General features: G+C 49.6%; 16 protein-coding genes and 1 tRNA gene. 6 read left to right on the top strand and 11 right to left on the bottom strand.

Going from position 1 to position 25,935, the window contains the following annotated elements; all coding sequences use genetic code 11:
• The first annotated feature begins 136 nt into the window (after positions 1-136).
• The gene (locus tag BUC30_RS10040) at positions 137-1,729 is read left to right on the top strand and encodes a GGDEF domain-containing protein (protein ID WP_073424733.1); all 1,593 of its coding nucleotides are present in this window, start codon (positions 137-139) and stop codon (positions 1,727-1,729) included.
• A gap of 80 nt (positions 1,730-1,809) precedes the next feature.
• Here the strand turns inward: BUC30_RS10040 and BUC30_RS10035 are convergent.
• A tRNA-Ser gene (locus tag BUC30_RS10035) sits at positions 1,810-1,898 on the bottom strand.
• 177 nt (positions 1,899-2,075) lie between these two features.
• Between BUC30_RS10035 and BUC30_RS10030 the strand changes: the two genes are divergently transcribed.
• The 3 genes from BUC30_RS10030 to BUC30_RS10020 all read left to right on the top strand — a co-directional run bounded on the left by BUC30_RS10030 (position 2,076) and on the right by BUC30_RS10020 (position 7,676).
• On the top strand, positions 2,076-5,468 hold the full coding sequence (locus BUC30_RS10030) for a transglycosylase domain-containing protein (RefSeq protein ID WP_073424732.1): 3,393 nt from the start codon (positions 2,076-2,078) through the stop codon (positions 5,466-5,468).
• A gap of 163 nt (positions 5,469-5,631) precedes the next feature.
• Positions 5,632-6,909 carry a hypothetical protein gene (locus BUC30_RS10025; RefSeq protein ID WP_073424731.1) on the top strand — a complete coding sequence of 426 codons (1,278 nt, stop codon included), beginning with the start codon at positions 5,632-5,634 and terminating at the stop codon, positions 6,907-6,909.
• Positions 6,906-7,676 carry a sulfite exporter TauE/SafE family protein gene (locus tag BUC30_RS10020; protein WP_073424730.1) on the top strand — a complete coding sequence of 257 codons (771 nt, stop codon included), beginning with the start codon at positions 6,906-6,908 and terminating at the stop codon, positions 7,674-7,676. Before BUC30_RS10025 ends, BUC30_RS10020 begins: the two co-directional genes overlap by 4 nt.
• A 2-nt stretch (positions 7,677-7,678) precedes the next feature.
• Here BUC30_RS10020 and BUC30_RS10015 read toward each other — a convergent pair whose 3' ends face one another.
• The 9 genes from BUC30_RS10015 to BUC30_RS09975 all read right to left on the bottom strand — a co-directional run bounded on the left by BUC30_RS10015 (position 7,679) and on the right by BUC30_RS09975 (position 22,249).
• Positions 7,679-8,623 (bottom strand): hypothetical protein, encoded by a 945-nt coding sequence (locus BUC30_RS10015; protein WP_073424729.1) that lies wholly within the window; start codon positions 8,621-8,623, stop codon positions 7,679-7,681.
• Between the two features lie 28 nt (positions 8,624-8,651).
• Positions 8,652-8,978 (bottom strand): GIY-YIG nuclease family protein, encoded by a 327-nt coding sequence (locus BUC30_RS10010; RefSeq protein ID WP_073424728.1) that lies wholly within the window; start codon positions 8,976-8,978, stop codon positions 8,652-8,654.
• A gap of 11 nt (positions 8,979-8,989) precedes the next feature.
• On the bottom strand, positions 8,990-10,282 hold the full coding sequence (gene nhaA, locus BUC30_RS10005; RefSeq protein WP_244536582.1) for a Na+/H+ antiporter NhaA: 1,293 nt from the start codon (positions 10,280-10,282) through the stop codon (positions 8,990-8,992).
• Between the two features lie 115 nt (positions 10,283-10,397).
• Positions 10,398-13,424 carry a response regulator gene (locus tag BUC30_RS10000; RefSeq protein WP_073424726.1) on the bottom strand — a complete coding sequence of 1,009 codons (3,027 nt, stop codon included), beginning with the start codon at positions 13,422-13,424 and terminating at the stop codon, positions 10,398-10,400.
• A 7-nt stretch (positions 13,425-13,431) separates the two neighbouring features.
• Complete coding sequence (locus BUC30_RS09995) at positions 13,432-17,214, bottom strand: PAS domain-containing hybrid sensor histidine kinase/response regulator (protein WP_073424725.1); 3,783 nt, start codon at positions 17,212-17,214, stop codon at positions 13,432-13,434.
• 192 nt (positions 17,215-17,406) lie between these two features.
• Complete coding sequence (locus tag BUC30_RS09990; RefSeq protein WP_014545977.1) at positions 17,407-18,573, bottom strand: ribose-phosphate diphosphokinase; 1,167 nt, start codon at positions 18,571-18,573, stop codon at positions 17,407-17,409.
• A gap of 159 nt (positions 18,574-18,732) precedes the next feature.
• Positions 18,733-20,154, bottom strand: coding sequence for a phosphopyruvate hydratase (gene eno, locus BUC30_RS09985; protein WP_073424724.1), 1,422 nt, complete (start codon positions 20,152-20,154; stop codon positions 18,733-18,735).
• A 122-nt stretch (positions 20,155-20,276) separates the two neighbouring features.
• The gene (locus BUC30_RS09980; RefSeq protein ID WP_073424723.1) at positions 20,277-20,900 is read right to left on the bottom strand and encodes a hypothetical protein; all 624 of its coding nucleotides are present in this window, start codon (positions 20,898-20,900) and stop codon (positions 20,277-20,279) included.
• A 29-nt stretch (positions 20,901-20,929) separates the two neighbouring features.
• On the bottom strand, positions 20,930-22,249 hold the full coding sequence (locus BUC30_RS09975; RefSeq protein ID WP_073424722.1) for a GntR family transcriptional regulator: 1,320 nt from the start codon (positions 22,247-22,249) through the stop codon (positions 20,930-20,932).
• A gap of 134 nt (positions 22,250-22,383) precedes the next feature.
• On the opposite strand from BUC30_RS09975, the gene BUC30_RS09970 reads away from it, so the two are divergent.
• Positions 22,384-23,529, top strand: coding sequence for a glycoside hydrolase family 26 protein (locus BUC30_RS09970; RefSeq protein ID WP_073424721.1), 1,146 nt, complete (start codon positions 22,384-22,386; stop codon positions 23,527-23,529).
• 249 nt (positions 23,530-23,778) lie between these two features.
• A complete protein-coding gene (locus BUC30_RS09965) occupies positions 23,779-24,708 on the top strand; it encodes a glycoside hydrolase family 26 protein (protein ID WP_083555742.1) in 930 nt (309 codons plus the stop codon).
• 9 nt (positions 24,709-24,717) lie between these two features.
• Here the strand turns inward: BUC30_RS09965 and BUC30_RS09960 are convergent, their stop codons facing one another.
• Positions 24,718-25,713, bottom strand: a complete 996-nt coding sequence (locus BUC30_RS09960; RefSeq protein ID WP_073425012.1) for a hypothetical protein — start codon at positions 25,711-25,713, stop codon at positions 24,718-24,720.
• Positions 25,714-25,935: the final 222 nt, after the last annotated feature.

The following is a 25,935-nucleotide window of genomic DNA, read 5'->3' as shown; positions in this document are numbered from 1 at the left end:
AGATTTTTTTAGAAAAAAGGAGATTTCCGCTCGTCCCCGTCAAGCGAGGACAGGTAGGCGGGAATGACAGACGAGAAGAAAGCTTGCAAAATCAGTACAAAAATCTTATATTAATTTAAAATACTTCAAGGTGTATATGGTTGATCCTCTTTATTCCGTGCTAGCTTTTACCTGTGCATTCGTCTTGCTGATTTTCAAGAATCAGTTTAGAATCGTATTGGACAAAAGCGAAAAAACAGACAAGGATTTCTTGTACCTTGCCAACTGGGTGATTGTATTTTGCCTCCAGGACGGTATCTGGGGGATTTTCGGCTGCGGAGCTATCAAGAACAACTTCCTGCTTTTCCTGTCATCCTCGTTTTTCCATGCGGCAGCCGCTGTCATGGCCTTTATCTGGCTCAACTACATATTGAATTTCATCAACATCGAGCGCGAAAAGGCTATTCCCGCCAAGATGTTGTCCCTAGCGCTAGTCATATTCCAGCTAATCCTTCTTTTGATGAATTTCAGGTCAAGTTTTCTTTTCGGCATCAGCGACGAGGGCACCTACATCGTCATGAACGGGAGAAACCTACTATATTACAGCCAATATTTCACATTCTTCGTCATTGCAATTTTTCTGGTTTACAAAACAGCGAGCGCAAAAAAGACAAGCGCCCGCAAACACTATGCCGCAGGGTTCCTGTTTATTTCGGCACCGGTCCTGTGCGGTTTTCTGCAAAGGGCATTTCCATTTTCTCCGTGTGATTCCATCGGATCCATGCTCGGCTGCTGCACCATCTATGCATTTTTCATCTCGAAAATTAGCCGCAACAGGGACTTGTCGCAAAAGGCGGTCATCATCGCAGGGCTTTCTTCGGACTACGACGTGGTCGTGTACGTCAATATTCCCAAGAACCACGCCAAGTTCTACCAGATCAGCGAAAAGTTCACCCCGCTCCTGTGGGAAGGTCGCAATTCCACCAACCCCAAGGATTTCGACAACTTCATGAAGCGCATTTACGTCCCCAACGAATTTAGCGAATTTATCGAAAAATCAACCATCGACAAGTGCATCGAACTTTTACAGAGTGCCCCCTATTATACCATCCCATTCCTCGCAAGCATCAACGGACAGATTGAGCATTACCGCCTGAAAATCGCAAGCGACAAAAGCAACGCCCAAGGGTTCATTATCGGCATTATCAACGTCGAAGAGGAACATCGTCTAGAAGAAACCGCACAACGCTTGAGAAAGGATCTCCAGCATACAAAGCTCATTGCGAACAAAGACCCGCTCACAGGAGTCGGGAGCGCCGCCGCGTACAAGGCGAAATGCGAACTAATCGACAACGAAATCAAGGCCAAGGACAAAATAAAATTCGCGCTTGTAGAATGCGACGTCAACGACCTGAAGGTTATCAACGATACGTTCGGGCACGACATGGGCGATGAATATCTCAAGAACTGCAGCAAGGTTTTCTGCAATGTTTTCAGCCACAGCCCGGTTTTCCGCATCGGCGGTGACGAATTTGTCATCATCCTTTTCGGCGAACAGTACGAAAAACGCGCAGAACTTTTTGAAAAGCTGAAATCATCCGTGAACCGCAAGCCAGACGCCCCGAAAGAGAGCATTTCGTTTGCGGCAGGCATGGCGGATTACAGCAGCAAAATTGACGAATGCGTTAAGGACGTGCTCAAGAGAGCCGACACGTTCATGTATATAGATAAGGGTAAAATCAAGAGTTAGCGGATTTGTGCAGGGAACTCTCCGCCAACGCGGGGAGAAGACACAAAAAACCCCGGGTCTTTCGACTCGGGGCTTTTCAGCGGGAAGAGCGAGATTCGAACTCGCGATAGGATTTAGTCCTATACGTCCTTAGCAGGGACGCGCCTTCGGCCAACTCGGCCATCTTCCCATCTTGGGGACCCAAATTTTAACAAAATTCTAACGAAAATTCAAGGGGTAACAATCAAATTCATTGATTTTCCTCAAAAAAGGGCGTATTTTTTACATATTACAGGTCTCCGGGCAAGTCACCCCTTCAAAACTTTTATATCTTGTAACTCGTTAATAGTCAATAATTTACGGTAACATGAATAAGTTTGTCAAAATCATCGTCGCTATTTTCCTCGTAGCCTTGATTTGCTACATCCCCTTTTACATTGTCGTGTTCAAGATCCTCCCCGAACGCGACCCGGATAACCAATTCAACCGCACCAATATCCTACAGGTGCTCTCCGGCGAGACCCGCGTCTTCTACGAAGACGGCGAAAACCTGCTCGGCGCATTCTTTGACGCGAACCACCGCGTGTACGTGCCTTATGGCGATATCCCGGTCAACCTGATCAACGCCCTTATCGCCGCCGAAGACTCCCGTTACTGGACCCACAACGGTTACGACCTCAAGGGTTTCATGCGCGCCATGGTCAATAACATCAAATCAGGGCGTGTCAGCCAGGGCGGATCCTCACTCACGCAGCAAGCCGTCAAGAACATTTTTGGTCGTGAAGAACGCAGCATCAAGGAAAAGCTCAAGGAATTTTTGAACGCGCTCCGCATGGAGAAGCATTTTACCAAGGAAGACATCTTGGAATTTTACCTGAATCAGTTCCACGTTTCGGGTACGGGCAAGGGTGTGGCTATCGCAGCCCAGTACTTCTTTAACAAGGAACTCAAGGACTTGACGCTTGCCGAATGCGCATTCATCGCAGGCTCGGTGAAGGGACCGTTCAACTACGACCCATTCATCCAGCGCACCGAAGAACGCAGGCAAAAGGCAATCGAACGCGGCGAGACGCGACTCCGCTACGTGCTCGGACGCATGGTCGAAGAAGGCTACATCGAACAAGCCGACATGGATGCAGCCACAGCAAAGCCTTTGGAATTCAACCACGGCAATTTCCGTTTCACGATGAGCACGACACTTGAACGCTTGGAAGAACGCCTCGACAGCGATTTTTTCCACGAACTTTTCCAAAAGGAAGGCATCGAAGACTGGCGCAAGGCTCAACTCGAAATCACAACGACTTTGAACGCCAAATCGCAGGATGCCGCCAAACGCGCATTGCAGACAAACATCAGTAACTTGCAATTACAGCTCGGCGGTTTTGTACTCCCGAAGGCTCAATTTGCAAACCGCGCCCGCAACGCTCGCAAGGGCGATTACCTCTACGGCGCCGTGGATAGCGTTTTCTACGATACGACCGGCAGACTGCAATCGCTCAAGTTGAACTTCGGGCAGCTCAAGGGCATTGTCACGGAGCAGTCCGTGAACGACTTTGCCAAACTCGCCGGTGGCGATGTGAACAAGATTCTCGCGACCCAGCTCAAGCCAGGCGCCATCCTCCTCGTGAGCATTATTGACGAAACCCCGATTGACGGTTATGCACAGTGCAAAATTGAGACGGAACCGGTGCTGCAAGGCGCACTCGTCGCCATCCAGAACGGCAAGGTGCTCGCGAGCCAAGGCGGTTTCCACAACACTGGATTTGACCGTAGTTTCAAGGCGCTCCGCCAGCTCGGTTCTAGCTGGAAGCCGATTCTTTACGCTCTCGCCCTCAAGTACCACTGGAACTACCTCGACAATCTTGAAAACGAATTCAACGCTTTCCAGTACGGGAACCAGTTCTACTTCCCGCGCCCGGACCACAAGAACAAGGGTGACGTTGTCAGCATTGCATGGGCCGCCACGCGTTCCGAAAACATCGCTAGTATTTGGCTTTTGGAACACCTTCTGGACAAGCTTTCGGACAAGGAATTCGAAGACGTTGCCCGCGAAAACGGCTTTGCCCGCAATCCGGACGAAGAACGCATCAAGTTCGTGGAACGTTTGCGCGACAAGTTCGGCCTCATGATGAAGGAAGACGTCAAGCGCGAAATCGAATTCACGAAGGCACGCGATGCGCTCGTGGAACGTTATATGAACGACGGCAAGGTATTGCAGGCCCGCGCCGTGCAGAACTTGCGCTACGGCACGTTTACGGACATTGGTTTGAAACAAGCGAAGCGCGACCCAAAAATCACGAAGTACGTAAACCACAACTTTAAGCGTTACTCTGAAATCTGGCGTGCCCGCGAAATCCAGGAGCTCGACCCGGATGAATCGACAAAGCTCATGCCGCTCGATTCCGTACAGCTGATCGAAAACTTTACGCTAGCCGACTTTAAACGTTTGAACGCCATGATTGAACCGGTCGATAGCGATGCAGATTACTTTGACATGGCTCACCTGCGTTACTGGCCGGATTACCGCCGTGCGCTTGCAATGGCTGACTACGCCCGCTTTGCAAACGAAATCGGCATCCACCAGAAATTGCAAAAAGTGTTCAGTATGCCGCTCGGCGTGAACGACATTACGCTTGCCGAAATCACGACCGCCTACCAGACGCTCCTCACAGGCAAGATTTTCAAGTGCAAGGACGCCAACTGGACCGAAGCCTGCTTTATCAAGGAAATCAAGAACCGCGACGGCCGTACGATTTTCAGGAACAAGATGGAATCGATGACGGTGCTTGACGATACCGTGACAACGCAGATGGGCGTGATGTTGCGCTCCGTGTTCACGAACGGTACGGCACACAGCCAGCTCACCGCACTGAGCGTCAAGAATCCAGAAGGGGCCTCAAAGCTCCGTTACCCGGTGATGGGCAAGACAGGTACGACAAACGATTACCGCAACGTGGCATTCCTTGGTGCGCTCCCGACGTACGTCAAGGAAAAGAACGGCATTGCACTGGATTCCGTGATTGCAATCGGAAGCTATGTGGGCTTTGACGACAACAAGCCTTTGAAATCAGGACGCACGCGTATTGCAGGCGCCTCGGGTGGTTTGCCGCAATGGGCAACGTTTGCGAAGGAAGAAATAGACATTCTCGGCATCCCGAAGCAAATCGACTTCCTAGACATTTCGATGATCGCCACGGGCGAAGTGCCACTGATGCTGACAAACGAACGTGGAGAACTCACGGTGGACCCGATGACCGGTGAAGCTTTGGTGAACGGCGAAAAAGGCCGCCCGCTCCCGTGGCTCGATGTGCCGGGATTCACGCCGCCGCAAGTACAGAAGATAGCCGCCGAAACAATTGCAAAATCTGGAATTGTCGTGAGCTTGCCGATGCCGCAGACAAACACGACTCCGCAAACCGGAAACGCAACAGATTCCGCGACGGTTAAAGCACAAGAAGCTGCACCCAGTGTCGCACAGCCCGCTACTGCGCAAGCTGGGACTGTGCCAATTACAAGCGCGCCGAAGCCGCAGCAAGTCATCCCTGCTGATGCAAGGCCAGTTTCAGAAGTCATGAAGGCAGATTCCATCAAGAAGGCAACGGAAGCCGCAAAGCAGATCCCGCTTGATCCGCAGCAGACGTTCACGCCAGTTCAGCCGCCAAAACCGCAGGCCGCCATGCCCAAGGATGATGACTGGGATTTGCCCGAAAACTTCAGCAGCAAAAATGCATTCGTGCCCATCGAAGCCGATGCTGAGTAACAATTAGTTATCAGCTGTTGGTCATTAGTCAATAGCTTAAGCAGCTAAAGCCATCACGGCTTCTAACAACTAATGACCAATGACTATTGACTGCACTAGGTTTTACACATTCTAATTATTATCTTTGATAACGCAGGAATATTGAACTTTTTCGGAGTGTTTCATGTCTAAATCAACGGTTTTCGTTCAGGCAGCCACATTCGCCGCAGCGTTCTCGCTCACCGCATGCATCGGGACAAGTCAATGCCCATCTCCAGACGTAAAGCCTACTGAAACTCCGTTCACGAAAATCATCGGGCAAGATACAGTCCAGTCTGCAGAAACGCAGACCGGCAAGTATTCCGAGATGCAGGTCGTCACCGGTGATAGCGCTTCGCAGATTCTCGACCAATTCAAGCTCTCAACGCCCGACCAGATTTTGACTCCGGAACAGACGCCGACCATTCTCGTACAGACTCGAGTCGATACGGTCTTAATGATGTTGCCGCCATGCGACAAGACGCATTTTTCGCATTGCACACTCGAAACGACGATGGACCCGTACAAGGCTTTCCCGGCACTCGCCAATTACGTCTTTAGCTACGCCGACACTCTCAGCCGCGCAGGCCAAACGGACTCCGCCTCCGTCATCTTGAACAGCTTCTCGACTATGGCTCCGATGTGGGAAAAATGGCAAGCGCATTCGGACACGCTCCGCGAAGCTTTCGGCAAGCGCCGCGAAGAAAAGGCAAAAGAATTTGAGTCAATGGCACTCCAGATTCAGAACATGAACCGCGTGCAAGCCTCATACAGCATGGTCGCCGAAACCGCAGACAGTTTGATTGCGCAACTCGCTCCGGGAGACTCACTTGCAAACTGGGCTAAAGACCAAAAGAAAATCGCTTATACGAACACACTCAAGAAAGCATCGAAAGAATTTAACGAAATCAAGGTTCTCGCCGACGAAAAGGCTCAATTCGCCGAAGCCCGCAAGCAGACCGAAACATTCCGCATCCGCTACCGCGATTTCGAAGACACACTCCATGTGCAAGCTTTCTTGAATCACGTTGACGAGCTTGAAAAGGCTACCGATTCCGAAACCGCCAAAATGTGGGAAAAGCAAGACCCCGAAAAGGCGCTCGCCCAGGCCGACACGCTCATCGCAAACGAAAAGTTCGATAAGGCCAAGGATTTGCTGAACAAGCTCAAGACGAGCAAGCTCCGCAAAGAAGCAAACGAAAAGTACATCGCTCTTGCAGATGCCTACTGCAACAAACAGCGCAAAACAACATCGCAGATTTTTGCCAAGTCCTTGAAGCAAACGGACGAAGAAAAGAAAAAGAAATTGCTGAACGACGCCATCGCTCCACTCGACAAGTGCCTTGCGGAATTCCCGGAAACAACGCAGCGCGAAAAAGTCGAAAGCAACAGAAAGTTTATTGAAAAGGAACTCGCCAAGTGACAGACTGGTGGAATTACGCCCAGTACCCGGCGTTCTTTATTTTGGGTGCAGTCGTAAGCCTTATCAACAGCATCGCAGGCGGCGGATCTACACTTAGCCTCCCCATCATGATTTTCCTTGGACTCCCCGCAACCGTAGCCAACGGCACAAACCGCATCGGGCTCATCATCGGAAATTTCAGCAGTGCCTACAACCTTGCGCGTCACGGCTACTTGAACAAGAAGATATTCTTGCAGCTACTGTTGCCGACATTCTTCGGCGCACTCCTTGGCGCATGCTTCCTTGTCCGCATTGGAGACAAGCTTTTCCAGGCGATTCTCGCTGTCGTGATTTGCCTTGTGGTCATCATGAGCAACTTGCGCAAAGACATTCTCGGAAAGCCTCCTGAGACACCGCCCGAAAAGCTCACCGTCAAAGGCGCCCTCGGATTTTTCTTGATTGCCGTCTACGGTTGCATCGTGCAGGTGGGCGTCGGCTTTGTACAGATTTTCAGCCTCACGCGTTACACCGGGCTTGACCCGATTCACGTGAATGCCATCAAGAATGCACTTACGAACGTGTTCCTGATTGTAAGCACAGTGGCACTCGGCATCGCAGGGAAAATTGACTGGCCAATAGCGATTATCATGGCCGCAGGCGCATGGCTCGGTGGCTATCTCGGCAGCTTCACGCAGCGCAAAAAAGGCAACAAGTTCATCCAGCGATTCATCAGCATTTGCAGCATCGGCATGGCAATCGCGCTCGTGGTGGACCTGGTGATGAAATAAGCCTAGCTTACTGGATTTCTGTGACTTTCGAAGAGTTGCCGTAGATTGACGGCATCTCTTTTTTCTTGTTCCGTTTTGAGGTCTTCCATGATTTGTGCGAAATAAGCGGCGCGCCCTGTATCTTTTGCAAGGAAGGCGTCTTCGTAACTGTCTTGAGCTACTGCAATTACTTCTGGATTAAAGTTGGGCATAAACCCATACTTTTTACAAGCAGCAATCATATCGTCATCGTTTATACTGCTGTAGTCAAAATTCGTGCGTTTAAGGAGCATGACCATATCGCCCACGATTTCAAGCATTACATTTTCAGAAGACGAAAAGCGCGAGCGTAAAAAGCTGCAATATACAGCCACATCATACATCTTTTTATAAATAAAATAATCCTTCAAAAAGCGGAAGCAATGGATCATATCGCTAGAACGATACGTGTACTTCATGGCAGAAACAATTTCTTTGAGCAAGTTCTCCCAGTGACCTTCAGCACTGCAGAGCATCGCATACAAGATTCTGCATTTTGCAGAGGTCGGGTTCCACTGGACGGCTTCGGTCACGCCTTTCAACGCCGTAGAGTAGTCGCCCAAATCCAATGCAGCAAGCGCATATTGGCGGTAAATCCAGTCCATCGGGCAGACGACGCCGACGTTCTTTACCTGTTGCGACGGATTCTGGCAAAAATGCTGATAAAGCACCCATTCCATTTCATCCGAGATGGCGACATAGCGGACATCATCGCTAGTCACAAAAGGATGTTCCTTAAGTACCTGCATCAGCGGTTCAAGAATTTTGAGAGACTTTTCGTAATCCTTATTCTTGTACGCATCTAGGGACAAACTCAAAATTTCCATCACGCCTTTTCGACCGCCAACATCTTCGAGTTTCTTGCTCATGATGGCGGACTTTATTTGGAAGAGGTCTTCCTGATTTTTGGCGTCTTCGATAGATAACATACATAAATAATGTACATTCATTTACCGATTAAAACAATAGGCGTTTCCGGCGTTTCTTTTTCGGCTTAAGGCGTTCGCCAAGACCTGCACGCAGTTCACCTTCTAACGCAGAATTACCCGCAGCAAGGAGTTCCTTTTGCGGGCGCTTGAGCTTTTTAATGCGAGCCTCTAGGCGGAGCGCTTCTTCGCGAGTTTCGAGTTCAAATGTGCGTAAAATGCATTCCGGCGGGAACGCTTTGGTAAACCTCGCGCCACGCCCACTGCAATGTTCTTCATAGCGGGCATCGACATCCACGGCATAGCCCGTGTAAATGCGGTCACCCTTGCAACGGAGCATGTAGACGAAGTGCGGCATGCCGCGACTTCCTACTGCTTATGCTCTTTCGATACTATGCTCATGTAGATGGTTCCAAGGATGGCCGCGCTAAAGCTTCCAAGGAGGATACCAAGCTTTGCAGAATCCTTGTTTGCACCGTCTTCAAAAGCAAGGCCAGCGACAAACAGAGCCATCGTAAATCCGATACCGGCAAGCATGCCGCCACCCCACAAAACCTTCCAGGAGTAGCTCGGCTTCTTGGAAACGCCAATCTTTACGGACAAGAGGCTGAAGAGGAAAATGCCTATCGGCTTACCGAAAATGAGGGCGAGCGCCACGGCGCCAAGCACAGGCACGTCAAGGCCACCGAGCTTGATTTCGACACCGGCATTTGCAAGCGCAAAAATTGGCATGATGCCAAAGTTCACCCAAGGCACAAGCATCTTGTACAAGCGTTCCTGCAACGAAACACTTTCGCTTGCCCCGCGCTTGAGCATCGTAAACACTTCGTACTGTTCATTGCGGTCCTTCGTCTCGCCCGAAAGCACATTGCCCACGCCATTTGCAAACTGGGCCACCACGCCTTTCGCCACCACGGCCTTAGCAGGCACGGAGAGGCCAAGGAGCACGCCCGCAATCGTCGGGTGCACACCGGACTTGACAAAGAACGCCCACACGGCAATACCCGTGAAATGGAGCAGCAGCATGTTGCGCACGCCAATGCGGAAGAACACGTTGAACAAGGCAAGGAGCACAAAAGCCATTCCAAGAGCGCTAAAGTTGATGCCGTCGCCGCTCGGGTATCCAATCGCAATCACGAGAATCGCGCCGATATCGTCCGCAATGGCCAAAGTCAAAATCATCACGCGGAGCGCATGCGGCACCTTCTTGCCCAAAATCGCCATGCAGCCCACCACAAACGCGATATCCGTCGCCGTCGGGATTCCCCAGCCATGTGACGTACCCGGAGGGCAAAGCGCCAAGTAAATCAGCGCCGGGAAAAGCATACCGCCAGCAGCCGCAATAATCGGGAGGCTCGCCGCCTTCGGATCGCGGAGTTCGCCATAGGTCATTTCGCCCTTGACTTCAAGCCCGATATTGAAGAAGAATATCGTCATCAGCGCATCGTTGATGAACCAGTGCAAGTCGCCAGCCCCCACCCAGCTGCCTATCGTCACCACGAACGGCAAATGCCAAAAGTGCTCGTACGATGACGGACTCAAGTTCGCCCAGATGAGAGCCGCAAGCGTCATAATGATAAGCACTATGCCGCCCGTCGTCTCCACCTTCATCAGGCGCTCGATCGGGGTGATGATCTTACGTACCGGGGTTTCCGGAAACATATCTTCAATTTTATCGCTGCTTGTTACTCGTGCTGACATATGCTTTTCAATATAGATAACTTTTTTACATTTTTTGGAGACATACCACCGTTGTAACAGATAAATAGGAATAAAATTACAAGAACATCGCAAGCATGTCCTTCAGCTTTTCAACGCTGACCGGCTTTGCAATATGCTCGTTCATGCCCGCCTCGAAAGAAGCCTTGCGGTCTTCGTCAAATGCGTTAGCCGTCATGGCTATAATCGGAATTTCGGCAACATCCTTGTTTTCGAGAGCGCGAATGCGCTTTGTTGCCTCGTAACCGTCCATCACCGGCATGCGAACGTCCATCAAGACGACATCGAACGGTCTCGACTTTGCCTTCGAGAGCATTTTCACGGCAATATCGCCATCTTCCACCGCCGTCACGATAAAGCCATTGTCCTGGAGGATTTCCATCGTAATTTCGCGGTTGAGGATATTGTCTTCGACAAGGAGAACCCTCTTGCCCGCAAATCCAGAGTTGACAACAGCATCGCTTTCGTCGTTTTTCTTCGACTGCACCAACTTGAATTCAAACGTCATTACAACTTCGGTACCGACATTCAGGCGGCTCGCAATTTCAATCTGACCACCCATCATCTCGACGGAGTTCTTCGTAATCGCAAGGCCAAGGCCCATGCCGCGGACATCCCTCGACACCGTAGATTCTCTTGCAAACGGCTCGTAAACCGTCTTGAGGAATTCTTCGCTCATGCCGATGCCGTTATCCTTGATACGGAACTCGTATGCCGCATAGCTCGACTTTGTAAGCGGAGTTTCCTTGACGCTCATCGAGATAGTGCCGCCTTCCTTCGTAAACTTGATAGCGTTCGAAAGCACCTTGAGAAGCGCCTGGCTCAAGCGGTCCTTATCGCAAACGACTTCGTCATCATTGATGCCAACGCAATCCAGTTCAAACTTGAGGTCCTTCGCCTGCAAGTCATTGCGAATATCGCGTTCCACCTCGTGAACGACTTCGAACAAGTGCGTCGGAGCTTCCTTGAGGTCGAACTTGCCCGATTCAATACGGCTCATGTCGAGAATGTCGTTGATAATCGAAAGCAGGCGATCGGAGCTCTGGTCAATTTTCACCAGGCAATCCTTCACGCGTTCTGCATCCCCCACATGCGACGAGGCAATCGAGGTAAGGCCAATGACAGCGTTAAGCGGAGTACGGATTTCATGGCTTATGCTATTGAGGAACTCCTTCTTGGCGCTGTTTGCCGCCTGCGCTGCCGAGAGCGCCTGCTTTAATGCCTCAGCCTGCGTTTCAAGCTGTTCCTTCTGTTCCAGTTGCAAACGGGTCGATTCATCGACGCTGATAAAGCCCGCCACAATCTGTTCCTGGGCATCGGGCGCCTTGCCCGCCATCACGAACTTGAGCTGCCAATATTCAACCGCCCCGTTGATAATCATCCTGTAGTTGACATAATAGGCGCCCTTCGCGGCAAGACGTTCTATCACGACATCGCGAGTCGTCATTTCCATGAACATCTTACGGTCATCGGGGTGCACAAGCGTATTTGCAATCAGCTTCAGGCGGTCCTCGAAATTCCCAACCTTTTTCCAATTCGGGTTATCGGCCCAGTTGTTTTTCTTCACATAATAAAGATGGTCTTCGCGTGTGGACGGGTTGATAAAGCTCACGAGCGTGAAGTCTTCCGAAAGGCCCTTGATCACAGAAAGTCTTTCGCGTTCTGCTTCGATAGCGACCTTTTCATCGTTCACGTCTTCAACACCAATAAGTACATAGCCGCCGCCATTGCCATCGGCAAGACCAATCAGCGTATGGCGCAGCCAGACCCAGTTGCCATTGATGAACCAGCGCATGTCCACCACTTTTCGGGATTCATTTGAACCCATCATTTCAAGGAACGCTTCCTTGTTAAACACGCTATGGCAAAGTTCCAAATCGTCCTTGTGGATTTTCGTGAGTTCATCATTATTCATGATGTCGTACAGCGAGACATTGCAGTCAAAGCGGCTGAGGATCTCCTTGTACAAGTCGTTCATCGCACTCGGGTACACAACGTAAGATCCCGATTCCGGATTCACGTAATAAATATGGATAAAGTTCTTGGACAAAAGCCCCAAGAGCTTCATCTGCATGTAGCGCACCTTGCCCACATCATCTTGCTTAACCCGGTCAGCTTCATTTGCAAAGCAACGAATTGCGACGCGACGGAGCAACACAAAGTAAGCAAAAAAGAAAATCAAGAACACAATAGCGAAACAGAGCAGAATAAAGCGCACCTTATGGATTGCCGCCATCGCATTCTTTTCAGGAGACGAAATGACAATGCTCCAGTGGTTTACCGCCAAGGGTTTGTAGAAGAAGCAATTGGACTCTTCCCAATAGTTTTCAACGCAAGCCTCGCCCGTTGCCCCCACAAGCATGCTATCCACAAGCGCCGAGAACAATCCCCTTTCGTTATCCATCTCGTTCATGTAATCATGGATGCTCTTCAGCGAATCATGCTTGGTGTCCGCAATAAAGCGTCCATCATCGCGATTGATGACATATACATACATCTTGCGGTCATAGCGCTTGTCCTTTCGCAAGTACTGGTGGATAAGTCCCAAGCTAAAATTCCAGTACGCAATGGCAACCGTTTTCCCGTGGCTCTTAATCGGCACAAAGTGATACAGGAGTTTTTCCTCTTGCTTGTCACTTTCAAGGCGGACCGTCACATGGGCAGCTTCTGCGGCTTCAGTTTCAAACGAGATCCCCATCCCCTTTGAACTCGTCAAGGCGCCATCCGACAAAACGACCGTATCGCCCGGCAAAAGGATATTGATTTTCTGGTCACGCAAGAACGGCTGCATCTCATCCAATTTCGGTCGCAAGCTGTCGACAGAGTAATCGCTACGGTCACTCAAGGCATCCGCCACAAACTGGAGCGTTCCGCCGTAGTGCAGGTTGCTCATGATAAATTCATTCGACGCCACCTCGGCATATTCACGAAGCCTATTGAAGCACCCGTCTTCAACGATTTTCAAAATCTTCTGGCAAATAAACAAGAACACCAAAGCCGTCACGACAACGAGAACAATGGCAAAAACAAGGTGATCCCTATGCATCACCTTTTCATTGTGGACACCATCAACATTCTTTAACATTTAAGCTTCACTTCTTAAGAAATCTCGACAAAATATACTTCATTTTGTCTACATCTATCGGCTTGGAAATATGCTCATCCATGCCTGCATCAAGAGCAGCCTTGCGGTCTTCTTCAAAGGCGTTCGCCGTCATTGCGACAATCGGGATTCGCGACTGATACCCTGCAGGGAGCACGCGGATAGCACGCGTTGCCGCATAACCATCCATCACCGGCATCTGCACATCCATCAGCACAAGATCGTACTGCCCCGGCACAGAAAGTTCAATAAGCTTGACCGCTTCCTGACCGTTTTCTGCCGTAAAGACTTCAAACCCGTTATCTTCAAGGATGTCGCATGCAATCTGACGGTTCATTTCATTATCTTCGACAAGCAAAATCTTCTTGCCGGCAAAATCGAAATTGCCATCGCTCATCTGCGCACGCATGCGGGCACTATCGTGCAACTTGAAATCCAGCTCAAGAACAACTTCGGTCCCTGCGTTCTCTTCACTAAAGATTTCAATGCGACCACCCATCATCTCGACGATATTCTTGGTAATGGACATGCCAAGGCCAGTCCCCTGAATGCCGCTTACCGTCGAAGTACTTGCACGTGTAAATGGTTCATAAATCGTTTTCAGGAACTCGGCGCTCATCCCCATACCGTTATCGCGGATGCGGAATTCATACAGAGCCGAATCGCGCTTCATGGATTCCTTTTCGGTCACCTGCACATGAATCGAGCCACCTGCCTGCGTGTACTTGATTGAATTCGAGAGCACGTTCAGCAACACCTGATTCAGGCGCAACTTGTCGCAAACGATACCCGCCTCGCAAATATTCATCTCCACTTCAAAAGTGAGATTCTTCGCATCGATATCCGCCTGGACAATATCCTTGAGCGCATTGATAATTTCTATCAGGTCCTCGTCTTTTTCGGAGAGTACCATCTTGCCCGATTCGATACGGCTCATATCCAGCACATCGTTAATGAGCGAAAGCAAATGATTGGAACTCTGCCCAAGCTTGCGCAAGTAATCCAACACAAGTTCCTTTTCGTCGATATGCGCCATCGCAAGCCCTGTAAAGCCGACAATCGCATTCATCGGAGTGCGGATATCGTGACTCATGTTCGAGAGGAACGTCGTCTTTGCGCGGTCCGAAGACTGAGCCATCGAAAGCGCCTTCTGGAGCATCACCTGCTGTTTTTCAAGCAAGTCGTTCTGCTCGGCAATCTTTGCATCCAGTTCCAGCTTTTCAACCTGGTCATCGCTCAATAGCATAAACGAGAGCACAAACGAAACCACCTCATGCTGGTCATTGCGCTCAATGGTCGTAAACTTTGCACGCAGCCATTCGCCACTTTCAATCTTGAATTCCTGTTCGCGCTGGTCCGCATTTTGCAGGAATTTTTGCACATAGAACAGGTTTGAAAGTTTTTGCCAGTCCTGCCTAAATTCTTCCATGACGAGGGTGCTGATGTTCTTGACTTCATAGGAATACGTACTGTACAGAGGACGCTTTTCCACCCACGGTACATTCGAAGACTTGATGGTACGGAAGGAATTGTCTTCGACATTCACAAAGTAAATGGACACGTAGTCATCGTACAGGATGTCGTTCACAAAATCCTTGAGAATCAGGTCATCCTTTTCGGCAAAGCCAAGCGCCACAGCGACCGGACGATCGAACTCATCGCCCACTTTCACAAACTTCATTTCGCAATAGTGCGGTCTGCCCTCGACATCGCCACGGTACGTCGTGATGAAAGTCTTCTGCAAGGTAAGCTCTTTCTTGATATTGGCAAGAGCGCCCGCCTTATGCATCTTTTCACGGTCGCGTTCCCAGACCACACCTTCGACGTATTCATCAAACGCTTTGGAATACGGGATTCCCGAACGGAAACGGCTACCAAACAGAGATTCCGATTCCTTGTTCATCGAATACGGAGTAATCGTATCCTTTTCCAGATCGATATAATAGACCGCCGAATATTCCGACGCGAGGATATCGATAATTTCCAAGTCCTGTTCAATCTTTTTCTGGTGCATGCGAGCCGTACGGATCTGCTCATCCTTGTCGGCAAAACCGATTACGAAAGCTTTCTGCCCCCTGTTGACGGCAACGACCTTGCACTCGCAGAACTTGTCCGAATAGCTCACGAATTCAAAACTCGTGACACCCTTCTTCTGCAATAGCGACTTGAGATTCTTGACCGAAAGCTTCTTCAGCACGGCATCCTGATATTCAGAGGCAACAACCTTACTGACGATATAATCAATCGCACCGCTATAGGTAAATTCACCCAGAGAATCACCAAGCATCTTCTGGATTCCCGGATTCAGCTTATGCGCCGTCACCAAGTCGTATTCCAGGTCACAATAGAAGATGCACGAATAGTCCGACGCCAAGAGCGAAGTCACCGCAGCATCTTCGTCCATGCGCTTTCTGCGGTTGATTTCGTTTTCGGCAAAACTCGCGACGAGCTTGAGTACAGCAAAATTCTTCTGCGATTCCTTGGGGTTGTCTAAAACAAGGAAACTGTAACGCTGTTCATTCGAAGCAATCGTCGAAACGCTTATGCTCTTGATATCTAGAACCGGCAACGAGCTGTACAGCCTTTCCCAGACACCGTATTCATCATCCTGCGATTCGAGATAGACGGCGTCCATGTCGCCCACGGACTCTATCCACGGATTGATCATCTCCAATGGAATACGCTGGAGCCCCGCCTTGTTGGGCCTCACACCTTTACGGCACCATTCATAAGTGCTACTGAGGTATTCCCTTTCCTTGTCGCATTCCAGGATGTACGCCCTATCGGCATCGTAATACGAAGCAAGCGTTGCAAGCAGTTCTTCGATAGCATCCTTGGAACGATTTTCCTTATAGAGAACATCGATGCAGTCGCGAATTGCGGCATCCTGTTTCTGCTGTTCCGAGACGTTGTAAGCGACCATCATCGCCTGGTATTCATTCAGGATTTCGTTCTTAGAAACGTAGCAGACAAAACGGCTGTAATGCCAGCCGATGTGCGGCGAATAAAAACGGCAGGTGTATTCAGGGATGGAATCGCCTTTTTTGACCTGGTCTATAAGCGACTTTGCCGAGAGGTGCTGCACAAAAGCCTTACGGTATTCCTTATCCACGAGCTGGTCGGCAATCTTTTCGACAATCGCATCATAATGAGGGAAATCTTCGCCAAAAGATTCGCTCACATCAACGGACTTGCCTTCAATAATCTGGATAAAGGGGCGAGAGACTTTGCCCTCCGACAAGTTCACCTTGAAATAGCTATACGCCTTGTCGAGAATTGCCTTTCCATAAAGCTTTTCATTGAGGGCACTCTGCAAGCGTTCGCGCTTTGTATCAAGATCCATTGTCTTGATTTCGTCACGCAGCTCTTCTTCGGTGGTCTTCTGGATCAGCGCAAGCTCAGTGATATCCTTGTGCCAGCCTTCGAGCCTCACCCCTTTCTTATAATCGTAATTGCGGGTACCACCACAACGGACAAAACGGACACGGCCATCGGGGGCATGCCAAGGGTATTGAATTTCAGGCGCCTCGCCTGCACTCATCTTGTCGACATACGCCTTGACCTCGGCAAAATGTTCCGGGTCGATATTATCAAACCAGGCGTGGAAAATGTCCTCGGCAGAAACACCCTCTTCAAGCCCAAGCAACTTGAGCATAGTCGGGTTCGCCGTCATACGCGGAGCGCAGCCGTCATCAATTTCGACAGCCCAAAGCCCTATGCCTACCCCGTCCAAGATATTTGTCGTCAACGGTATCGAGTGTTCATCTGCCATAAAGTGGTTCCCATATCCTATCTTATAAAAATAATACGTTTTATTGTTAAAATTTCAAATCAGCGAAAATATTTATGTCAAGCTAAACAACACTTTCTCCGGACATTTAAACCACTTTTCCAGAAAAATGTTCAAAAACTAAAAATCCGGACGTCTCTCGACATCCGGACTTTCTTCCATATACAGACTCTATTAGAAGAATGCAGGCGGCCAACGCGGATTCTTGGAGGACATATCGATCTTGTAGAAGTCCTTCTCGAAGCGGCCATCGTCCATGCCGTACATCTGCATCACGTGGCGAGCAATCCACTTGCCGAGCTTCAAGACAGTGAGCTTCTTGCGGAGACGACCCTGGCAGTCACGGTTCATGATATCCGGGAGCGTAGAGGTCGTGAGGATTTCATCGATAGCCGGGCTGTTGAGCTTTTCGCGGGCTTCGGCACTGGTGTGGAAGTGCGTGACACCGAAGCAGACGCGGTTCGGGTTGCCCTTCTTGATGTGTTCGCAGCACTGCACGATTGTCGTACCGGTACGGACCATGTCGTCGAACACGATCACGTCCTTGCCTTCGATTTCTTCGATGCTGATGTCGGAGAGTTCCGGGTTGAAGGTCATGCTGATTTCACGTTCACCAGTACGGACCTTGTCCATAACGACGCGCTTGCATTCCGGGAGCTGGAGAGCATCGAACACGGCGTTCATGAACGGGCGTGCACCCTTGTCCGGGGAGACGATCACGAGGTTGTTGCCGTCCTTACCGGTCTGAACAAAGTTGCTGTTCTTGATGTAGTGGGCGTAAACGTCCGTCGGAATCAAGTTGTGGAAGTTGCCTTCGAAAATTTCGTTGAAGAGGTTCTGCACCTTGATGCTGTGGTTGTGGCAGGTGACAACGGCATCGACACCAGCAGTCTTCAAAAGCTGGGCGTAAAGGAGGCTCGTGAATGCCTGGCCGTCGAACTTCTTGAGGTCGATGTCCGGGCGATCCTTTTCGAGTTCACCGATGCGGTGCGGGCCGCGATCCTGGGCGCTGTAGAAGAGGTCCGGTTCAACCAAGACGACCTGTTCTGCACCATTGTCCTTAGCGGCGCGAGCGAGGATGCAGTTACGCATGGCGTAGTCGTTACGGCTACGTTCATGGTTAGAAACAGAGCAAATCAAGACAATCTTGCCTTCCAGGCGCTTGCCGATATGTTCCAAGTCGTCCATATCCAGCATGTAGCGGGGGCAGAATTCGGAGTTGGCGAAAGTCTTCAGGGAGACCACGTCGGAGATATCTTCACGGAGACCGATGTACTGAGCCATGTCGATGGCAAACGGATCATCGGTAAAGTTGCCGGTCACGATAAAACGATCTGACATTTTCCTAGCCTTGATTTAAGGGTTGTTTTTTGTGTTATTGCCAAATATAGTTAGAATCTATCCACGTTTCAAGTTTCAGGGAAAGAAAATCACCAAATGCAAAAAGCCCCGGCTTTTCGCCGAGGCCCTTCTTAGATACTTTGTTCTAAAAGAAGACTATTACTTCTTAGCCTTGCAGCCCTTCTTGCAAGCGGTCTTCTTAGCAGCCGGAGCCTTGCAGTTCTTGCGCGGGTCGCCAGCGTAGACAGCAGCCTTGCCGAGTTCTTCTTCGATGCGGAGGAGGCGGTTGTACTTGCAGACGCGGTCCGTACGAGAGAGGGAACCAGTCTTGATCTGGCCAGCGGCAGTACCGACGGCGAGGTCAGCAATGAAGGTGTCTTCGGTTTCGCCAGAACGGTGAGAAACGATCGGAGCATAGCCTTCAACCTGAGCACGCTTGATAGCAGCGAGGGTTTCAGAAACAGAACCGACCTGGTTCACCTTGATGAGGATAGCGTTAGCGATGCCAGCCTTGATGCCTTCGTCGAAGATGGTCGGGTTCGTGACGAACAGGTCGTCACCCACGAGGTTGATCTTGCCACCGAGCTTGTCGGTAAGAACCTTCCAACCTGCCCAGTCAGCTTCATCGAGACCGTCTTCAATGGAGAAGATGGAGTACTTGTCGATGAGCTTTTCATAGAGCTTGACCATGTCAGCAGACTTGACAGTCTTCTTGGTGCTCTTCTTGAACGTGTAGGTAACAGCCTTGGAGCCTTCCTTTTCAGTTTCCTTGTCGCAGAATTCGGAAGAAGCAACGTCAAGAGCGATCTTGATGTCCTTGCCGAAAACGTAACCAGCATTTTCAGTAGCGGTCTTCAAAGCAGCGAGAGCCTTTTCGAGGGTCATCACGTCCTTGATTTCGTAACCGAACTTGTTCTTAGCCGGCTTGATAGCAACGCCCGGAGCAAAGCCACCTTCGTCACCAACCGTCGTGTCGAAACCACCCTTCTTGAGGACAGCCTTAAGAGCGTGGAAGATTTCGGTCACCATCTGGAGACCCTTGGAGAAAGTCTTAGCGCCAACCGGAGCGATCATGAATTCCTGGAAGTCGATCGGAGCGGAAGAGTGAGCACCACCGTTGATCACGTTGCACATCGGGCACGGGAGGGTGAGCTTTTCAGTGCCATGGAGCTTAGCAATGTACTGGTAAAGCGGAAGGCCTGCATCCTTAGCAGCAGCAACGCAAACAGCCATGGAAACGCCGAGGATAGCGTTTGCACCGAGCGTGTTCTTGAGCATGCGGTTGCCGTCGAGTTCGATCATAGCGTCATCAACTTCAGTCTGCTTGGACGGATCCATGCCAACGATCTTCTTAGCGATCTTGGTGTTGACGTTCTTCACGGCAGTGAGAGTGCCCTTGCCGAGATAAGTCTTCTTGTCGCCGTCGCGGAGTTCGCAAGCTTCGCGTTCACCAGTGGAAGCACCACTCGGAACAGCTGCGTGACCAACGATACCGTTGTCAAGAGTGACATCGACTTCGAGAGACGGATTGCCACGGGAATCCAAAATCTGACGAGCCCAAACTTTAGCGATTTTAGCCATTTTATTAACCTTCTGTTAAAGTGAAAATTTTTTGTGCTTTAAATATAAAAAAGTGGTTAGTGATTCGTGGTTAGTTGTTGGAAAAAAATGTGAAGAAAAAGTGCGCAAAGAGAGAAACGCCGTTAATACGTCTTGTGGCTTCTCACGATATCCAACAAAATTTTCTCGATATTCGTCTCGCGATTTTTCTGGTTGACTTCAACCGTGAAATAGTTTTTGTTCTTTGTCATGAGCACTGCGTACGCAACGCTGTACGAGCCGTTGGAAGTCACCATCCAAGCAAACGCATCGCCATTTTGCCTTTCGAATTTCGTCTCGCTATACTGAATCGGCTTATCAGAATTTTCAGCTTTAGTCATCGTCTTGTAATGATCGAAAAGCCCCACGAGAATCAACGAATCCGACTGGCCAAAATCCACACCGCTTTCGGTTTCAAGACTTTCGAACAAGCTCTTAGTCTGACCATCAATCGCCACCTTCACATACGAATCGGCCACACCTTCTGCAAGCTCGACCCGCGTATTTACACCTTCCTTCTTTTGAATTTTAAGAGGAGTCCATTCAGCAGACGGGAGTTCAAAAGCGAGCGGTTCAGGATACGGGACATCCAATTTAATCACTGGGCTCCCCGTCCAAAAGGATTGTGTCTTATGAAGAATGATATCGTTGTGGTTCTTGGCACAACCGCCAAGGAACAGCAACGAAGCTGAAAATAGAAGTACGATGGATTTCTTTATGGTTTTCATGATTAAAAGTCCTTTTAAAAAAAATTACTTTATTTCTCTACAACATGCCCCGAGAGTTCACGGAAATCGCCTTTTTTATACAAGGTAATACCCGGCGAAACCAAGTGAAACACAGACTGTTCAGCAAGCGTTTCCACGTTGAACTCAAATGAATCCAGACGATTGCGGTAGCTATCCCTAGAGTTGTCGAACGAAACCATGTAAGGCGGGCGCGGAATCTTGCCCTGGTTCGCAAGCGAAATCAGCTCGACACCGACCCTGTCGTTAGACACAACCCACGCATCTACAGGCGGGATTTTTTTCACGAGCAACATTAAAATTTGTCTATAACGTACATGTGCACGCGGTTCCTGCATAAAGTCATAAGGGCTCGCATGCGATGCATCAGTCACCTCGAACACTTCAAGTCCCACATTCTTGAGACCTTTCAAGCGGTCCCTTGACCACATGCTCATGTGATACGGAGAAACAAAGGCTATCCGCGTCAAACCTTTTTTCTTCAAAAAACGCCCGACAATACGCCCCGGAAATTCACCAAAGGCGAGATTAAAAAACGCAAATCGCTTTTCTTTTTTCAGTGCACGCGGAATGTCGTACAGCGGATGTTCCCACCACACAGCCACAGGGAAACGCGTCGTCGCAAGTTTTGCAAATAACTTATTAATATTGAACACAAGCATCGTCGAGACAATCGCGCCAAAACATTCACGGCAATCTTCAAGCCTGATGCGGCTGCCGCTAGCATCCAGGAATGCGCCTTCCTCCTCGAAATAGCCCAGCGCCTTTACGTTCAAGTTATTGCGATGCGCCTCCACATACACTTTTTGCATAAACGAAAGTTCGCGTTCGCCAAGACAATTAAAATCCCCGTTAGGGTTGCAACGCATAATCAGGAGGATTTCTTTTGTCTTAGAAACCGCCAACCGGGCATCGACAAAATAATAACGCCCTTGCCCCCTGCGTTCCAAAATTCCCTTTGCATGCAATGATTCCAGTGTACGCCGCATGGTCCCCAACGTCGTCGCATAAGACTGACACATGTCCTTGATTGATGGAAGCGGGCGATTAACCGAAATTTTTCCCGACTTCCAGTCCTCCAGCAGCAATCGCTCTACGCGTTCCGTTTCGAGTTCATGCGCAGACACCTCGATTTTTGGCTTTGCCCCCCAAAAGTAGCCGTTGCCGTGTTCTGCATAAATCTTCCCCTGAGAGGCAAGCTTCTTGTATGCACGGAAAACGGTAAACGTCGACGCCCCCGAAGATGCAGCCACCTCGCGCACGGAAGGGAGCCGATCCCCATCCTTGAAATTAGACGATCCAATCCACTTGCAAAAATCTTCGACTGTCATAAAAATTCGCCCGCCTCTTTTATAACACTAGATACACTATAACACGAACATACAAAAATTTCAGTTACAGGGAACGCCTAGTAACCTAATTTAAGTAAGGAAACAAAATACAATCTTTGAATATCGAGGCTACTATGTTCAAATCACTACTCTTCACATTGGGGATCTTGCCTATGACTGCTTTAGCATTCCAAGTCGGCGCCTGGGTCGGTGGCCCCGGCCAATACCCGCAGCCCACCCAAGAAAACGTGCAGGCATTCCAGGATTTGCAAGGCACGCATATCGACCTCATCAGCTATTTCGCGCTCTTTGACGTGAACGACTGGAACGCGACCGAGGAATTCGCAAATGTTGCGAAAGACAACGGCTCCACGCTTGTGGTGACCTGGATGGCAAACGGCTACAACGCCCAGGATTTGGTGGACGGCAAGGCCGACGAATACATCCGTGACTACGCCAAAGGCGTTAAAGGCTACGGCGAAGAAATCTGGCTCAGGCCGCTCCACGAAGCGAACGGCGACTGGTACGACTGGGGCGTAGGCAAGGCTGGCGCCGGCAACACCGATGCAAACGTCGCCGAAGCATTCCGCCATATCGTGAAAATTTTCAAAGAAGAAGGCGTTACGAACGTCAAATGGGTATGGACCACCAACGCCTCAAACGCAGGAAAGGGTTCGACGCTTACCGGCAACTACCCCGGCGACGAATACGTCGACTACATCTCCATCGACGGCTACAACTGGGGCAAATGCCAGAGTTGGTCTAGCTGGCAGACGTTCTCGCAGGTATTCAAGAAGGCATACAACGCACTCGCGAACATCAACAAGCCGCTTTTCATCGCAGAAATTTCGAGTTCCGAACTTGGCGGCAACAAGGCTGAATGGATTGCCGACATGTTCGAGCACTTCGCGACCGACTTCTCCCGCGTATTCGCAGTGATGTGGTTCAGCCAGAGCAAGGAAGATAACGAAGGCGACTGGGCACTCAACACGTCGCAGGCCGCAGTTGATGCATGGAAGGCGGGCATTGCAAAGATGAAAGCCATCGACAACACAGCACTCAAGCCGGCCGGAAGGGCATCCAACAGTTCCTTTCGCCTGCAAGACGGCAAGCTCTACATGCAAACCGGCAAAGCATTAAAGGCAAGTGTCGTGCAGTTTGACTATCAGGGCCGTGTCCTGTGGCAGAGCCCGGTGCAGCACTTCACCGCGGGCGTACACGCTATCGACGCTCCCAAGGCAAAAGCACAAAGCATTTACAAGCTATCCGTGAAGCGCTAAACAAAACTTATTCATAAAACTCCTTGGACAACCCCCATTCTAGCCACCCAAAAGGTAACGCTAGAGTGGGGATTTTTTATCCCTACTAAGCTTCTCCAAACGGAATAGCCATAATCGCCGCTTCATGGAATCAATCAGAGCCAAACACTAGAGACACTTTGAATTTTTTATGCGCTTTTGTTCGGGCTCTTCGAAAGCGCTCAAAGTATCTTTTAAATATAACAGTTCAAGAAACTTAACGGAGCCTTTATGAACAACAAACTATTCACGTCTCTTTGCGCCGCGCCAGTTGCAGCGATGGCGATCCAAATCGGCGCTTGGGTCGGAGGCCCCGGACAATCCCCGCAGCCCACCGAAGAGAATGTACGGGCGTTCCAAGACTTGCAAGATGCTCATCTTGATCTTATCAGTTACTTTGCAGTTTTCGACGTGGACGACTGGAAGCGGGTGCAAGTTTACGCAGACATCGCAAAAGAAAACGGATCGACGTTAGTCGTCACATGGATGCCCAAAGGCTACAGCGCCCAAGACATTGTGAACGGCAAGACGGACAACTACATCCGAGAGTTCGCAAAGGGCGTCAAAAATTACAGTGAAGAAATCTGGTTGCGCCCCCTGCACGAAGCGAACGGCGACTGGTACGACTGGGGCGTGGGCAAAAAAGGCGCCGGGAATACCGATGCCAATGTCACCGAAGCATTCCGCCGCATCGTCAAGATTTTCCGCAAAGAAAACGTCAAGAACGTCAAATGGGTATGGACCACGAATGTCACGAATCACGGCGAAGGCGCCACGCTCACAGGTAACTATCCCGGCGACGATTTTGTGGACTACATCTCCATTGATGGTTACAACTGGGGCAAGAGCCAAAACTGGTCCAGCTGGAAGTCCTTTGCGCAAGTCTTCGACGATGCCTACAAGGCTCTCGCAAATATAAACAAGCCGCTCTTCATTGCCGAAATTTCCAGCTCCGAAAAAGGCGGAAGCAAGGCCAAATGGATTACCGACATGTTCGAGCATTTCCGCACCGACTACTCACGCGTTTTCGCCGTGATGTGGTTCAGCCAAAGCAAGGATTATGAAGGCGACTGGGCGCTCAACACGTCGCAGGCGGCAGTCGATGCGTGGAAAGAGGGAATCAATAAGATGAAGGCTAATTCCAAAAGCAAAAAGAGATAAATCGATATTCTACGATATCCAGCCTTCCCGGAGCATCACGACTTCCCATTTTCCCGAGCGCTTGGACAGGTAGTATAAGCCTCCTCGGCCGTAGCCATCATTCACCTTCAAGGTTACCATATCATGGTTCTTGTTAAATACTGCACTCACTATGGTCGGGTAAGAATGAAAGGAAAAATCATCTTCCCAAAAACGTGGCGAAACGGGAATCTCCCACATCAAGAACCGACGATCCCCGCGCGCTTTCGTTTTCATAAAATTATTCAATAGCGATTCATATTCCTTGTTTAAAACAAGAACCTGTTGGCCTATCGGAGTTTTTTCCATGCAGGCAGATTTCGCTTCTTTCCTTTCACTCTGCTTTATACCGAACGGATTTATCTTCAGCAAAGCATTCATATCTGCGGCTACAGTATCAACATAATGCACCTGCAGCGTTTGAATAAAATAAACGACTTTAAATACACTAGTAGAATCCTTTTTCAAGACCGACAAAGCCTCTTCAAACGGAATACCCATAATCGTCGCTTCATCTTCTTCCCTAGTATCCCATCTCCACCCAGGCGCCGTCAGTTCTACTTTTTGTGTACTATCTACCTTCCCAAGAAGGGATTCACGCTTTGCTGTATCAAGCATAAACCAATACATGTGTTTAATATGATATTCAAAAAAATATTTCGAAACCGCTTCATTGATTTCGCGTAAATCAGCCGCCAGAGAATCATCTGCCGGAATCGTTCCGCAAAGAGAATCCGTAGACCTTTTCCACCTTGCAATGAAATGACTTTTGTAATCGTCCATGGAATCGCGAAGCAACGTGTCATTCGTCGCCTGGTACTGTTCGTAAAACGCAAACGCACGCGAAAGAACCGTATCCAGAGGCAGAACCTTCAGCTCCTCAAACCGCTTTGCGTTTTTCACATCATCTTCATTAGACTCTGAACACCCGCAAAGGAGCGCTACAAACGTCACCGCCAGCAAACAAAAATTTCGCAGAAATTTCATACACAACATAAATAAAAAATTTTATCTAAAAAAAATTATCCTTTTTGGATAATCCTAATCGGATAATGCTATGGATCCTATCGCCTTCGCTTCGAGGATGACAGGTCGAGGGTGAGAGTCCAAGAGGAACAGCACGCGGCATTCGCTATGAATATCCCGATGTTTCGCATAAATACAGAAAAGGCTCCGCAAAAGCGGAGCCCTTCTCTAGGATAATTCTGT

It is taken from the genome of Fibrobacter sp. UWB7 (assembly GCF_900142945.1).
Classification (GTDB): domain Bacteria; phylum Fibrobacterota; class Fibrobacteria; order Fibrobacterales; family Fibrobacteraceae; genus Fibrobacter.
Note: the sequence above shows the minus strand (reverse complement) of the source record. Positions and strands in the feature narration are given on the sequence as shown.